Below are 13,381 nucleotides of genomic sequence, written 5' to 3' on the forward strand. Positions count from 1 at the left end.
TTCCATGTTCAAAAAGATCCTGATTGCCAACCGCGGCGAAATTGCTCTTAGAATTCAAAGAGCATGCCGCGACATGGGCATCGAAACCGTTGCGGTTCATTCCACCATTGATTCCGATGCCATGCACGTGCGTTTGGCAGATGAATCCGTATGTATTGGCCCCGCTCCGAGTAAAGACAGCTACCTTAACATTCCAGCAATATTATCAGCTGCAACAATGACCGGGGCAGATGCTATCCACCCTGGCGTTGGCTTCCTTTCGGAAAATGCTGACTTTGCTGAGATGGTAGAAGAGCATGGCTTTACCTTCATTGGCCCCTCGCCTGAACATATTCGTATCATGGGGGATAAGGTTGTCGCTAAAGAAACAGCGATCAAACTTGGTATCCCTGTTGTTCCCGGATCTGACGGTGAATTAAAAAGCGCTGAACAAGGTATCGAGCTCGCTGCCAAGATTGGCTATCCCATAATCATCAAAGCCAGGTCCGGTGGCGGTGGTCGCGGGATGAAAGTCGCAAATAACGACGAAGAACTCCGCCAGGGGTTCCGCCTCGCCCGTACAGAAGCAAAAGCAGCCTTTGGCGACGACGTGGTCTATATGGAGAAATACCTCGGCACCCCTCGTCACATCGAGATTCAACTTCTTGGTGACGGGCAAGGTAACGCTATCCATGTGGGTGAACGCGATTGCTCATTACAACGTCGCCACCAAAAGGTACTTGAAGAAGCTCCATCCCCCATGCTTACCAATGAAGAGCGTGATCGAATTGGTAAAATTTCTGCCGATGCGATGAAGCACTTTGACTACAAAAGCGCGGGCACGATCGAGTACCTCTATGAGAACGGTGAGTTTTTCTTCATTGAGATGAACACCCGTATTCAGGTTGAGCACACAATATCCGAAGCCATCAGTGGCATCGATCTCATGCGTGAAATGATCCGCATTGCGGCTGGTGAGAAATTGAGTGTAAAACAGGAAGATGTTGTTCTCAAAGGCCACGCAATCGAGTGCCGTATCAATGCAGAACATCCCTTTAATTTCATGCCTTCTCCCGGTCAAATTAAAGGCTATCACGCTCCTGGTGGTTTGGGCATTCGTGTTGATGCTGCAATCTATGCTGGCTACAAAATCCCGCCGACTTATGATAGTCTAATAGCAAAGCTCATTGTTCATGGTGACGATCGCGCAGATTGCATTATGAAAACAAGGCGCGCCTTGCAAGAGTACGTTATTGATGGCGTAAACACTTCCATCCCACTCCATATGGAGTTGGTAAACAATGATCAATTCCAGACGGGTGTTTATGATATCCATTGGTTGGAAAAGTTCGTTGATAGTATAAATAACGAGTAAAGGTGCGGTTACCGATTTTACGAGCATAAATGTTACAGGACATAAGTGTTCATGGAGATCACGGCAGACCTTTTACTAAAAGCCTATACCATAGGGGTTTTTCCTATGGCTGAAAGTCACGATTCTCTGGATTTGCATTGGATAGATCCAGAGAACCGCGGCGTACTTCCCCTCGATAAAATTCATATTTCACGGTCTCTCAGAAAAACACTCCGGAAAGAACCGTTTGAAATCAGGTGTAATACTTCTTTTTCCGAAGTTCTGGAAAAATGCTCCGCCACGACCTCACAAAGGCCTGACACCTGGATTAACCCTCTTATAAAAAGAATATACACACAGCTCTTTGAAAGGGGCTTTGCCCATACTGTTGAGTGCTGGCTGGATGACAGAATGGTTGGCGGCCTATATGGTGTCTCTCTTGGTGGGGCCTTTTTTGGCGAAAGCATGTTCAGTCGGCGGAGTGACGCAAGCAAGGTCGCTCTCGTCCATCTCGCCGCGCGCTTAAAAAAGGGCAATTACAGCCTGCTCGATACTCAATTTACGACCAAGCACCTGAGCCAGTTTGGGACGATTGAGATTGAACGGGAAATCTATAAGCAATGTTTGTTTGAGGCAATGCAGGTACCTGCCCGGTTCCCTCTTGAATTAACAAAAGAGGAACTTGAAACCTATATCGAGAGCAACCTGGGAAATAAGTCATCTATTTATTCCGACGATTAAGAGCCTCTTTATTCGTCCCTAGGCTAGTTTCAGTATCACTTACTCAGGCAATACTGATGTCGCTCCGTCAATGGAACTTTCTGCAGCCTCTTCAGCCGTCTTACAATCAACAACCCATACGTCATATACAGGATGCTCCATGGCCGACACGGCCGGAGAAGATGCGAACATCCACCCCGTAAACATTCTTGCCTTTTCAACGTTTTCTTTGACGTCGTCTATTTCCAAGAAGGAAGCTGATTCAGGCATATCCTCGGGGGGACTTTTACGGCAATCTCTTGCTGTGATTTCAAGAGTTCCAAACTTTACCGTTTGATTAAGTGGGGCATTGAACTCTGATACACGTGCGGTAATTTTGTTCAACCCCTGTAAGACTGCAACATCATAAGGGATCAATTCAGCTTGTGATGAGGTCGTAATCATCACCCCCGCCAAACATATCATAGATCGTATCAGAGCTGTCTTCATCTAAATTTCCCCCAAAAAGCGTAAGCTAACTTGTAAGCTTATTGGCCTTTATTTCCATAAGGATTAACCAACTCATCAACGATTTGCATGAGAACACTGCGAAGTTGCTTTTCATCGCCCCCCATAAGGATGGCGTCTTCCAATGCATCCTGGGAAAGTTCTTTAATCTCTTCGAGATTTTCATTTAAGACTTTGATTTTTTCAAGGCAGGATAACGGCGTTCCATTTGGTTCACGCCATATTGTCTGAGTTGTTTTCTTCTCAGTCATCAACAATATCCCTCTTCCAACCAGGCCAGTTGGCCAACGGAAATCCTGCTGATTATTCAGAATCTACCGAAGAGAAGACAAAACGACCAAGAAGATCCATCAGGTTTACAGATCCTTGCGTATCATCAATTGAGCCACCAGCTTCGATATAGTCATCTTCACCACCAGGCTCGAGACTGACAAAACTGCCACCAAGTAAACTCTCGGCCAATATACGGGCAGAGGTTCCTTTAGGGAGCTTGATCTCTTCATTAATCTCAAGTGTAACAATGGCAAAATAAGTATCTTTATCAAGTTCCTGACGCAGAACTGTCCCAACCTTTACACCCGCAATTTTCACATCTGTCCCGGATACAAGACCACTGGCATTGTCAAACTCGGCAACAACCTCATAGCCACCTGTGGATCCGTTAGAGTTATTACTAAAGGCATAGAAGCCAAAGGAAACTGCGACAAGCAATACCAGCCCACCGATAATCGTTTCGACAATACTTCTATTCATGCAATCACCTACGAGGATAAGTAAGGAAAATCTTGGGAAAAGAGACTAGGATTCAAGAGAGAATAATACTACTCAGGTTGCCACGCGTCATAATCGCCGGAAACCCGTGGACGCTCACCTGCTTTAAGAGCACTTCCCTGAGGACGATAAGCTTCTGCTGTCCCGGTTTTATTCGGCTCGTGTGCAATTTGCCAATCGTGTTTGGCATAACCGCCTTCAGGTGGAAGGTCGTTTGTTGTGTGATGTATCCAGGCATGCCAATCAGCGGAAACCCGGCTTGCCTCGTTTGCGCCATTATAGATCACCCAACGGCGCTCAGAACGCAGGCTATTTTTGTGAACGGCACTGCCACCCTTGGTGCGGTAAAACTTGTTGCCGTCGCTATCTTGTCCAACAAGCTCACCTTTGAGCCATGTAAACAAACGAGTTCCAAGAGGAGTTCCAGCCATTTCTCTTCCTTATTGGGCAAGGCCCATTTTATCTTAGTCTTTAGTTTTTATGCCATCGGGGCATTCACTATTGAGTTCATAAAAGCACGATCACATTTCGTGCCCTCATAATGTTCTGGGCTGAATATTACATCGCAACCCCTATCAGTCCAGCTTAAAGGGCGCAAAAATGTCGTAATTTTTACCCTATTATAATTCAGCAGTTCCCTCTGGCGGAGAAAAAAGTCCTTCTCCTTCCGTGATCGCTTTCCAATCTTGCTCGTTTACCTCATATCCTTCCTCTGCAATATCTCTGTTCCGGGCTTCAAAATCAGCCGGATTATATAGACGAGCCGGGGCTGCTTTAACCCCAGCTTCAAGCCCTTTGATAATATTATCGTAAAGGTCGGGCAGATCGAGACAAAGAAGCGTACAGCCAGGCAGAACATTCTCTGTTTTGGAGAGAACACTGACTAACAATTCACCGATGTTGCTTGGGGCAATACCCTGGATGAAAGCATCGTGGCTAACCGGGAGACCATAAAGTTCTATATGGAGTGTTTCCTCGGGACTGGGAACGCCAATAATTCCCCGGCTATGGCCATAGATTTCTGTTAAAAGCTGGCCTTCATCACTGAGCGGATTAACCACAAAGGTCGCAAAACACGCATAGCCTTTTTCGACGGCCTCTTCTACAAGCCGACCAACGCCTATCAGGTCGCTGACATCCGAAAGGGCTGCCAACCCCATGCCGCTCTCTTTAGCATGAAGTATCGCTTTTTCCAGGGCTTGTGGTCCTGCAACCGCCAGAGACTGTCCCCCACAATCAATGAAAGAGGCATTTTCTTTTTCAGACGTGAGCGCTACCAAATTTAAATTAGTCTTCTTGAAGGCGTCGCTCTCGCGGGCAAGATAGGATATACCGCAACGATGAATACGCTCTGCCCACTGGATCATGGCAGATGCCTGATCAAGCGCTGTATCTTGGGCACCTCGTGCCTCAAGGCAATCTTCAAGTTTATCTTGAAAATCAAGTAACGGTATTCTCATCCATCTGTCTTTCACTAACTCATGTACAACCCCTCATCTACCACAAGGGTGAGCTAAGTACACGTGCTTAACGCTGTTCAAATTACTCCTCCGGCCATTCATATCGAAAAAATTGTCGCGTTTACTTGCGAGCTGACATTGAACAGTCTTTAGTGTCAGTGAAATGCTTTAAGTGTTAGTACCCGAGTTTTAGACACTGACCTAAACTGTCCTCCCATCCCCTTAGTGAGTCGAAATTTTGAAACCAGCAGACGTGGTACAGAAAACGAAAAAAGTTCCTTTGATCGGCATGATGACGGGGTTGATCGGTGGGGCCGCGTTTGGCTTGATTACGCCAATTTCTCCACTTGCCAACGAGGCCGGTAGCACCCCTGTAATGATTACCTTCATTCGGTTTGTCCTGGGATTGGGGCTTATGGGATTAATCATATTTGTTGGGCGGTGCCCCCTGCACGTTCCCAGAAATAAATGGCTTCCCCTATCGGCTATGGGCCTGTTTATCTTTACAGTCACGGTCTTTTATTTATCGGCTGTGGTTTATATTCCAGTCAGTTTGGCCGCAATTTTATTCTATACCTACCCCATAATCGTCACGATCCTAGACCCGCTCCTGCAACGACGCTTGCCGAGTGTGGCCCAGCTTGCGCTATCCCTCCTCGCCTTTAGCGGGATTGCTGTTGCATTGGGGCCATCTATCGATGCTCTTGATTGGCGCGGTATTGGTTTTGTTGCCTTGGCCGCCCTCTCCATATCCGGCACCTTGATTATCAGCAGGAAAGTGGTCTCTGAGGTTAATAACCTAACCATCGTATTCTATGTGAACATTATTGGGCTCGTTTTATCGGTCCCCTATCTCCTCCTTAGCGATGGAATTGACCTCCCTGCTATCAATTTTGAAACTGTTGCAAATTTAAAATATCCCGCCCTTATCGCCGGACTGTATTTATTGGCAACTCTTGCTCAAATTATCACCGTGAGATTTGTAGGCCCCTCCAGAACCGCAATGTTTTTTAATGTTGAACCCATTGTAACAATCCTTGCTGCCGTGGCGATCTTGCATGAAAGCCTAACCCACCTGCAAATAACAGGGTCTGTGTTGGTATTAAGTGCTGTAGTTATTTCCTGCTGCAGGCCTGTTAGGATTTAACTTTTCACCTATTCCAGACGGATAGAAACAAATTCAACACGTTTAGCATCAGAGGCAATATACAACCTATTATAACCTCCTTTTAATAAACGACGGCTTTTGTACAGCTTCTTGTAACGCTTCTCGACACAATTCTAATATCGAATTCATTTAGGTTCTTTGTATAAATAATCATTTTCCAAACACGAATCGGTAACGAATCTCAGCTATGTTTTTTGGATAATTTTTTAAGTTAGATTCGTCAGCACAAAGTAATTTTTTTCGCTCTTTTTATAAAAAGAAAACAATATTTTATATATCCTCAGAAGAGATTGATTTTTCCGCTATTTTTCAGGCGCTACAGAATCCTTCCTCCCTCTATCAACAGATTTATCCACAGGCTTATCAAGATAGATTGAACCACAAAATGTGGTGTCAATATGCAAAATACTGATGACGGGAACCAAATATTGTGGTTAAATCACTTCAGATCAACAAAATGTGCTTCTCTTCGCAGAAAACCGCAGAGTCATCAGACTTGCGGACCTACTAATATGAGTGAGCTCTGGACCAGGATATCAACAGCCTTCTTCCAGAGCTTTATTAACGAGTCTTGTTATATTTAAAGGGGATACGGCATGCGCATCGCACGTCGCTTTACGGAAACCGGGAAAGACGTCTATGACGCCATTGAGTTTCGCTTAACAACCAGCGAAATCAAAAACCCGGATGGCTCTATAGTCTTCCAGGCCAAGGACATTGAAGTTCCAGCCAAATGGAGCCAGGTGGCTTGCGATATCATTGCGCAAAAATATTTCCGCAAACGCGGTATCCCACAGAAGCTCAAGAAAGTAGAAGAAAACTCTGTCCCGTCATGGTTGTGGCGTTCTGAGCCCGATCACGATGCGATGTCTGACATCCCCGAGGACGAACGCATCATCGGTGAAACTTCTGCAAAGCAGGTTTTTGACCGCCTTGCTGGCACCTGGACTTACTGGGGTTGGAAAGGTGGCTATTTCGATAGTGAAGAGGACGCACAGACCTACTTCGACGAAATGCGCTACATGCTGACCAACCAGATGACCGCACCGAACTCTCCACAGTGGTTCAACACCGGTCTTCACTGGGCCTATGGTATCGACGGTCCCGGCCAAGGCCATCACTATGTCGATTACAAATCAGGCAAACTCACCAAATCCAAATCCTCTTACGAGCACCCACAGCCACACGCCTGTTTCATTCAGTCCGTTGGTGATGACCTCGTTAATGACAACGGCATCATGGATCTTTGGGTGCGCGAAGCACGTCTCTTTAAATACGGCTCAGGTACAGGTACCAACTTCTCCCGCGTTCGTGGCGCAGAAGAGCCTCTTTCCGGTGGTGGTAAATCATCCGGCCTGATGAGCTTCTTGAAAATTGGTGATCGCGCTGCTGGTGCGATTAAATCCGGTGGTACCACACGCCGTGCAGCCAAAATGGTGACTGTCGATCTGGATCACCCGGATATTGAAGAGTTCATCAACTGGAAAGTTATCGAAGAACAGAAAGTTGCCGCGCTTGTTGCTGGTTCTAAAATCTGCCAAAAGCATCTCTCGCAGATTATGGCCGCTTGCAACAACGATGACCTCGACGATAAAGACCGCGTCGACCCGCGCAAGAACACCACTCTGAAAGCCGCGATTAAAACTGCGCGCAGCCACGAAGTTCCGATGAGCTACGTTCAACGCGTTCTTCAATTTGCCCAACAGGGTTTCTCAAACATCGAGTTTGATACCTATAACACCGATTGGGATTCAGATGCATATCTAACTGTTTCCGGTCAGAACTCAAACAACTCCGTGCGTGTTTCCAACGCCTTCTTCCAAAAGCTTGAAGAAGATGGCGATTGGGATCTGATCCGTCGTATCGATGGCAAAGTTCATAAAAGCCTGAAAGCCCGCGAACTTTGGGATCAGGTGAACTACGCTGCTTGGGCTTGTGCAGATCCTGGCATCCAGTACGACACCACGATCAACGAATGGCACACCTGCCCACAGTCTGGTCGCATCAACGGCTCCAACCCTTGTTCCGAGTACATGTTCCTGGATGATACCGCCTGTAATCTGGCGTCCATGAACCTGATGACTTTCCTGCGCGAAGACGGTAGCTTTGACATCGAAGCCTATACCCACACCACGCGCCTTTGGACGATTGCTCTCGAGATCTCGGTGATGATGGCCCAGTTCCCATCAAAAGCGATTGCTCAGTACTCTTACGAGTTCCGTACACTTGGTCTCGGTTATGCCAACATCGGCGGCATGTTGATGTCCACTGGTGTTTCTTATGATTCCCCAGAAGGTCGTGCAATCTGCGCTACTCTCAGCGCGATCATGACCGGTACTGCCTATGCAACGTCTGCTGAAATGGCTGGAGAGCTCGGTGCGTTCAAACGTTATGACCTGAACAAGAAAGACATGTTGCGGGTTATCCGTAACCATCGTCGCGCCGCATACGGCGAAGAATCCGGATACGAAGGTCTCGAAATCAACCCAGTTCCAATCGCGGCCAACGACTGCCCTGACCAAGCATTGGTCGAGGCTGCCAAAGCTGCCTGGGACAATGCTCTCACTCTCGGTGAAAAGCATGGTTATCGTAATGCCCAGACAACCGTTGTTGCCCCAACCGGTACAATCGGTCTTGTGATGGATTGCGATACCACAGGTATCGAGCCTGATTTTGCGCTGGTGAAATTCAAAAAGCTTGCTGGTGGCGGTTATTTCAAAATCATCAACCGTACCGTACCAGGTGCCTTGAGCAACCTCGGTTACAGTGATGAGCAAGTTGATGACATCATCAAGTTTGCAGTTGGTCACGGTACCCTAAAAGGTGCACCATCGATCAACCATGACAGCCTGGTTGCAAAAGGCTTCACCGAAGCCGCGATTGATGCCATCGAAGCCAGCCTCGGTTCTGCTTTTGATATCAAGTTCATCTTCAACAAATGGACCCTGGGTGAAGAACTTTGCACCAAAGTGCTTGGTTTCACCGAAGCCCAATTGAACGACATGGACTTCGACATGCTGGCCGAGCTTGGCTTTAGCCGCAAAGAAATCGAAGCTGCCAATATTTTCTGCACAGGTTCAATGACACTTGAGGGCGCACCACACCTCAAAGACGAGCACCTGCCGATCTTTGATTGTGCCAACCCTTGCGGTAAAACCGGCAAACGTTTCTTGTCAGCAGAAAGCCACATCCGCATGATGGCGGCTTCCCAGCCGTTCATTTCCGGTGCAATCTCCAAAACCATCAACATGCCGGCAAACGCGGTTATCGAAGACTGTAACGATGCTTACATGCTGTCTTGGAAACTTGGTCTGAAAGCCAACGCCCTTTACCGTGATGGCTCAAAACTTTCTCAGCCACTCTCTTCTGGTGTTCTTCTTGAACTCGATCATGATGAAGATGATGTTGCAGAAGCGCCAACAGCCAAACGTGTTGAAGTCGTTGCTGAACGCATCATCGAACGCGTCATCGAAAAAACCATTACCGAGCGCAAAAAACTTCCTTCACGTCGTAAGGGTTACACTCAAAAAGCCATCGTTGGTGGCCACAAAGTGTATCTCCGTACTGGTGAATACGAAGATGGTGCCCTGGGTGAGATCTTTGTCGATATGCACAAAGAAGGTGCCGCGTTCCGAAGCCTGATGAACAACTTCGCCATCGCGATTTCCATCGGCCTGCAGTACGGTGTTCCGCTTGAAGAGTACGTCGAAGCCTATACCTTCACCCGCTTTGAGCCATCAGGCATGGTTGAAGGTAACGACGTGATCAAGATGGCGACTTCCATCCTTGATTACCTGTTCCGTGAGTTAGCTGTTTCCTACCTTGATCGTAACGATCTAGCCCACGTTGAACCTGCAGATATCATGCCGGATTCACTTGGTAAGGGTACGGGTGAAAGCAGTGCGCCTGCAGCAGAAGACGCCGTTGCTGAAACTGTTCGTCGCGTGGCTTCCACGGGCTATGTCCGCAACAAGCTCATGGTCGTGAACGGTGGTCGTACTCCTGATGAGATCGTATCTGAAGTAAAACAGGATATCGTCAGCGCACCAGAAACCGGAACTGTTACGGAAACAGTCACCAAGGCACCAAGCCAACGCAGTGAACAGGTTCGCGAAGCCCGTATGAAGGGCTACGAAGGGGATTCCTGTCCAGAATGTGGTAACTTCACGCTGGTACGTAACGGTACTTGCCTGAAATGTGATACCTGTGGCGGGACCACAGGTTGCTCCTAATTCAGGAGCTTTGGGGATCAGCCATAGTGAGGTATGGCTGGTAGAGTAGCGGTGAGCCGCGAACAGGTAATCTTTAGGGGTTACAGTCTAGTTCGCATCCCGCTTCTTCGCAGCAAAAAGGGTGGCTTCGGCCGCCCTTTTTGTATTTTCACTCGAGAGTAATCATTTGAGCAGTAGAACTTAATTCGAGTATCTCCGAAAGCTTGAAGGAGGGCGTCGATAGATTTTAATAAATGCTCCATTGAATTGCCGGATACTAGAAAACCCAGCCTCGAAAGCGACTTCTGATAAAGGCATTGATGTATCACTAATCAATCGCTTGGCAGCTTGAACTCGCCTTGTTGCCGCAATCTCGCTAGGAGTTACGTTTAAATGTTTCCGAAATAAGCGAGATAGATGACGCACACCAACCCCTAGCTTATCTCCAAGTTCAGCAAGAGAATGATTATCTAGATAACCACCCTCAATTTCCCGTAACCCTCTAGCAACAGTCGTCGCTGTCCCGCGCCAGGCAGGGCTCCCCGGAGCAGATTCTGGTCGACATCGAAAGCATGGCCGAAATTTCAACTTTTCCGCTGCTGCCGCCGTTGGAACAAAAAACACATTTTTCGAGAGAGCAGGAGAAACAGGGCATATAGGGCGGCAGTAAATTTTGGTGGTTCGGACACAGGTAAAAAAAGCCCCATCATAATTCACATCTCTCGCAACTCGGGCACGATCGCAAGAGTCCCAGTTTTGCCACATGTCAGGATCTATCAATAAAGTCATGTGGATAACCCTATCGTGCAAAAATAAAAACTAAAGTCCTAATGAATTTCTATCGATAATTTCGGAGGACAGAGTCCGAATACTGCCAGACAAGTAAATCTGCGAATGAAAATATGACCCGGATACCAAATGACAATCCGGAGTAATTTATGTCAAGCAACCCTTCACTGGATCGGGCCGTTTTCCATGCAAACACGTTTTTGGAAACGTTAAAAAAGCGTCCTGTTCACAGCACAACATCGTTCGATGATCTACGACACCGACTGGGGCGTGAACTTTCCCATCATGGTGTAAATGAAACCCAAGTCATCGACGAACTTGTGGCCGATGTTGATGGTGGTTTGCTTGCTTCAGCAGGGGGTAGGTTTTTCGGTTGGGTTATCGGCGGGACTATACCTTCTGCTGCGGCGGCGGACTGGTTAACATCAATATGGGATCAGAATGCAGCAGCTTCGGCTTGCAGCCCGGCGACTGCCGTAGTTGAAGAGGTTTGTGGTGCTTGGCTAAAAGACCTTCTCAACATTCCCTCCCCGGCCTCCTTCGGGTTTGTAACCGGATGTCAGGCTGCTCACACGACAGCACTCGCTGCAGCCAGACACAAACTGTTATCAGAACAAAAATGGGACGTTGAAAGAAAAGGCTTATCAGGCGCGCCATCGATACGTTTGGTTACCAGTGAAAATCGTCATGAATCACTTATCCGGTCCATGAGGCTACTGGGACTTGGATCAAATTCGGTTGAGACTGTATCTTGTGATCCATCAGGAAGTGTCTCGCTCTCCGCACTTGATCTTGCTCTATCAAAAAATCCAGGGCAGCCAACAATTGTTTGTTTGCAAGCCGGTGATTTAAATACTGGTGCTTTCGATAATTTCAAAGAAGCGATACCGCTTGCTAAGGCTCAGAACGCATGGGTCCATGTGGATGGAGCGTTTGGCCTTTGGGCTGCATCCAGCAAAAAACATCGCCACTTGCTGGAAGGAGCTGAATTGGCAGATTCATGGGCGACTGACGGCCACAAGTGGTTGAATCTTCCCTTTGATAGCGGTTTTGTATTTGTCGCGGATCCCAGCACTCATAGCGCAGCACTCACTCAGTCTACCAGCTATTCGATACCCATTGAGGGCGTCCGAAACCCTATGGACTGGAATTTAGAGTGGTCCCGGCGTGCACGGGGTTATCCTGTCTATGCAGCTCTACGTACACTTGGACGCAATGGGCTAGAAGATCTGGTCAATAAGAGCTGTCTTTACGCGGATCGATTGGTCACGGGCATCAGCAAGTTAAATGACCCCCGGCAAAGCCGGGGGCTTAAGCGGGTGAGCCCCTTAAAGGGGCAAATTGGGAACCGCTAAAGCGGTTATGGATTGAATATATCCATTTGGTCAAAGTACTTATCACGCTCTTCTTGCGTTCTGATATACTCCCTCACCATCTGTTCATCGAGCCCTACAGTTGAGACGAAATATCCACGGGCCCAAAAATTTTCACCCTTGAAATTCCGTGCTTTATTTTTGAATTTTCGAGCTATGGCAATCGCGCTTTTTCCTTTTAGGTATCCAACGACTTTTGAAACAGCATGTTTGGGCGGTATGCTGATACACATGTGAATGTGATCCGGCATCAAATGGCCCTCCTCAATCTTACTTTCGCGATGCCCGGCCAGTTCATGGAAAATTTCACCAAGATACTGACGTAGGTTGCCATAGATAACTTTTTGCCTGCGTTTAGGGATGAAAACCACGTGGTATTTACAATCCCATCTCGTATGTGCAAGGCTTTTGTAATCTCTCATCGGCTAATTCCTTTGTTATTTTGGTCAATAAACAAAGAAATGTAAGACCGTGGGAACGGTCAAACCATTGAGAGTCCCCCGGCATAGCCGGGGGTTTACCGGATTAAATTAGAAGGTGTAGAAATTCTTGCTCATCCAATCATAAACCAAGGGCTTGTTCGATTTATTTCCAAGTATGGAGATCATGACACCAGAACAGATCAGGTAATTGAGCACATCCAAAAAACTGGAATTGCATGGTTTGGAGGGACAACTTGGAGAGGACAACGTGCGATGCGTATCTCAGTATGCAATTGGCGAACGAATGACGACGATATCAAGGCTGCAATTGATGCAGTACGAATGAGTATTGAAGCATCGTGAGTTCAGACGTGTATGATCACTGGAAATTTCCTTCCGAGCACAATATCCCGTCAAATCAGTGTCTTCAGATTCGCCCAGCGACATAAACCATAAACGACACGATATTTCTTAAAGGCGATAGCTTCTATTAGAAAAAACATCGTTTTCCATACCTTTTGCTAACTTTGCTTGCGTTGGCGAACTGGAGCGATAGAATTCGCCTGTTTTTTAGTTTTGGGTGGGCGCGTGAGATAAGGCACCATTTGAGTGTCAGCTCTAACTCAG

The 13,381-nt window shown here is 47.3% G+C and carries 12 protein-coding genes; 5 read left to right on the top strand and 7 right to left on the bottom strand.

Features of this window, described 5'->3' with window-relative positions:
• Positions 1-4: 4 nt before the first annotated feature.
• A complete protein-coding gene (gene accC, locus ACOGW3_RS25655; protein ID WP_419905525.1) occupies positions 5-1,354 on the top strand; it encodes an acetyl-CoA carboxylase biotin carboxylase subunit in 1,350 nt (449 codons plus the stop codon).
• 51 nt (positions 1,355-1,405) lie between these two features.
• Complete coding sequence (gene aat / locus ACOGW3_RS25660) at positions 1,406-2,074, top strand: leucyl/phenylalanyl-tRNA--protein transferase (RefSeq protein WP_419905526.1); 669 nt, start codon at positions 1,406-1,408, stop codon at positions 2,072-2,074.
• Between the two features lie 39 nt (positions 2,075-2,113).
• Here aat and ACOGW3_RS25665 read toward each other — a convergent pair whose 3' ends face one another.
• From ACOGW3_RS25665 to ACOGW3_RS25685, 5 genes are all read right to left on the bottom strand, one after another.
• Positions 2,114-2,542, bottom strand: a complete 429-nt coding sequence (locus tag ACOGW3_RS25665; RefSeq protein WP_419905527.1) for a DUF2155 domain-containing protein — start codon at positions 2,540-2,542, stop codon at positions 2,114-2,116.
• A 38-nt stretch (positions 2,543-2,580) separates the two neighbouring features.
• The gene (locus ACOGW3_RS25670) at positions 2,581-2,811 is read right to left on the bottom strand and encodes a hypothetical protein (RefSeq protein WP_419905528.1); all 231 of its coding nucleotides are present in this window, start codon (positions 2,809-2,811) and stop codon (positions 2,581-2,583) included.
• Between the two features lie 52 nt (positions 2,812-2,863).
• Positions 2,864-3,313, bottom strand: a complete 450-nt coding sequence (gene mlaD, locus ACOGW3_RS25675) for an outer membrane lipid asymmetry maintenance protein MlaD (protein WP_419905529.1) — start codon at positions 3,311-3,313, stop codon at positions 2,864-2,866.
• Positions 3,314-3,381: 68 nt separating this feature from the next.
• On the bottom strand, positions 3,382-3,762 hold the full coding sequence (locus ACOGW3_RS25680; protein WP_419905530.1) for an NADH:ubiquinone oxidoreductase subunit NDUFA12: 381 nt from the start codon (positions 3,760-3,762) through the stop codon (positions 3,382-3,384).
• A gap of 189 nt (positions 3,763-3,951) precedes the next feature.
• The gene (locus tag ACOGW3_RS25685; RefSeq protein ID WP_419905531.1) at positions 3,952-4,791 is read right to left on the bottom strand and encodes a hypothetical protein; all 840 of its coding nucleotides are present in this window, start codon (positions 4,789-4,791) and stop codon (positions 3,952-3,954) included.
• A gap of 238 nt (positions 4,792-5,029) precedes the next feature.
• On the opposite strand from ACOGW3_RS25685, the gene ACOGW3_RS25690 reads away from it, so the two are divergent.
• Both ACOGW3_RS25690 and ACOGW3_RS25695 read left to right on the top strand, forming a co-directional pair.
• Positions 5,030-5,938 carry a DMT family transporter gene (locus tag ACOGW3_RS25690; protein ID WP_419905532.1) on the top strand — a complete coding sequence of 303 codons (909 nt, stop codon included), beginning with the start codon at positions 5,030-5,032 and terminating at the stop codon, positions 5,936-5,938.
• A gap of 617 nt (positions 5,939-6,555) precedes the next feature.
• Positions 6,556-10,191, top strand: a complete 3,636-nt coding sequence (locus tag ACOGW3_RS25695; protein WP_419905533.1) for a vitamin B12-dependent ribonucleotide reductase — start codon at positions 6,556-6,558, stop codon at positions 10,189-10,191.
• Positions 10,192-10,371: 180 nt separating this feature from the next.
• Here ACOGW3_RS25695 and ACOGW3_RS25700 read toward each other — a convergent pair whose 3' ends face one another.
• On the bottom strand, positions 10,372-10,959 hold the full coding sequence (locus tag ACOGW3_RS25700) for a bifunctional transcriptional activator/DNA repair enzyme AdaA (RefSeq protein WP_419905534.1): 588 nt from the start codon (positions 10,957-10,959) through the stop codon (positions 10,372-10,374).
• Between the two features lie 149 nt (positions 10,960-11,108).
• Between ACOGW3_RS25700 and ACOGW3_RS25705 the strand changes: the two genes are divergently transcribed.
• Entirely contained in the window at positions 11,109-12,314 is a 1,206-nt protein-coding gene (locus ACOGW3_RS25705) for a pyridoxal phosphate-dependent decarboxylase family protein (protein WP_419905535.1), read from the top strand.
• A gap of 5 nt (positions 12,315-12,319) precedes the next feature.
• Here ACOGW3_RS25705 and tnpA read toward each other — a convergent pair whose 3' ends face one another.
• Positions 12,320-12,754, bottom strand: coding sequence for an IS200/IS605 family transposase (tnpA, locus tag ACOGW3_RS25710; protein ID WP_419901154.1), 435 nt, complete (start codon positions 12,752-12,754; stop codon positions 12,320-12,322).
• Positions 12,755-13,381: the final 627 nt, after the last annotated feature.

Origin of the sequence: Kiloniella sp., from assembly GCF_965205715.1 — a bacterium.
Lineage (GTDB): Bacteria > Pseudomonadota > Alphaproteobacteria > Kiloniellales > Kiloniellaceae > Kiloniella.

What these genes read in the sequence shown, in the direction of transcription:
- accC (WP_419905525.1), top strand. Translation starts at nt 5, where the DNA reads ATGTTCAAAAAGATCCTGATTGCCAACCGCGGCGAAATTGCTCTTAGA.
- aat (WP_419905526.1), top strand. Translation starts at nt 1,406, where the DNA reads ATGGAGATCACGGCAGACCTTTTACTAAAAGCCTATACCATAGGGGTT.
- ACOGW3_RS25665 (WP_419905527.1), bottom strand. Translation starts at nt 2,542, where the DNA reads ATGAAGACAGCTCTGATACGATCTATGATATGTTTGGCGGGGGTGATG.
- ACOGW3_RS25670 (WP_419905528.1), bottom strand. Translation starts at nt 2,811, where the DNA reads ATGACTGAGAAGAAAACAACTCAGACAATATGGCGTGAACCAAATGGA.
- mlaD (WP_419905529.1), bottom strand. Translation starts at nt 3,313, where the DNA reads ATGAATAGAAGTATTGTCGAAACGATTATCGGTGGGCTGGTATTGCTT.
- ACOGW3_RS25680 (WP_419905530.1), bottom strand. Translation starts at nt 3,762, where the DNA reads ATGGCTGGAACTCCTCTTGGAACTCGTTTGTTTACATGGCTCAAAGGT.
- ACOGW3_RS25685 (WP_419905531.1), bottom strand. Translation starts at nt 4,791, where the DNA reads ATGAGAATACCGTTACTTGATTTTCAAGATAAACTTGAAGATTGCCTT.
- ACOGW3_RS25695 (WP_419905533.1), top strand. Translation starts at nt 6,556, where the DNA reads ATGCGCATCGCACGTCGCTTTACGGAAACCGGGAAAGACGTCTATGAC.
- ACOGW3_RS25700 (WP_419905534.1), bottom strand. Translation starts at nt 10,959, where the DNA reads ATGACTTTATTGATAGATCCTGACATGTGGCAAAACTGGGACTCTTGC.
- ACOGW3_RS25705 (WP_419905535.1), top strand. Translation starts at nt 11,109, where the DNA reads ATGTCAAGCAACCCTTCACTGGATCGGGCCGTTTTCCATGCAAACACG.
- tnpA (WP_419901154.1), bottom strand. Translation starts at nt 12,754, where the DNA reads ATGAGAGATTACAAAAGCCTTGCACATACGAGATGGGATTGTAAATAC.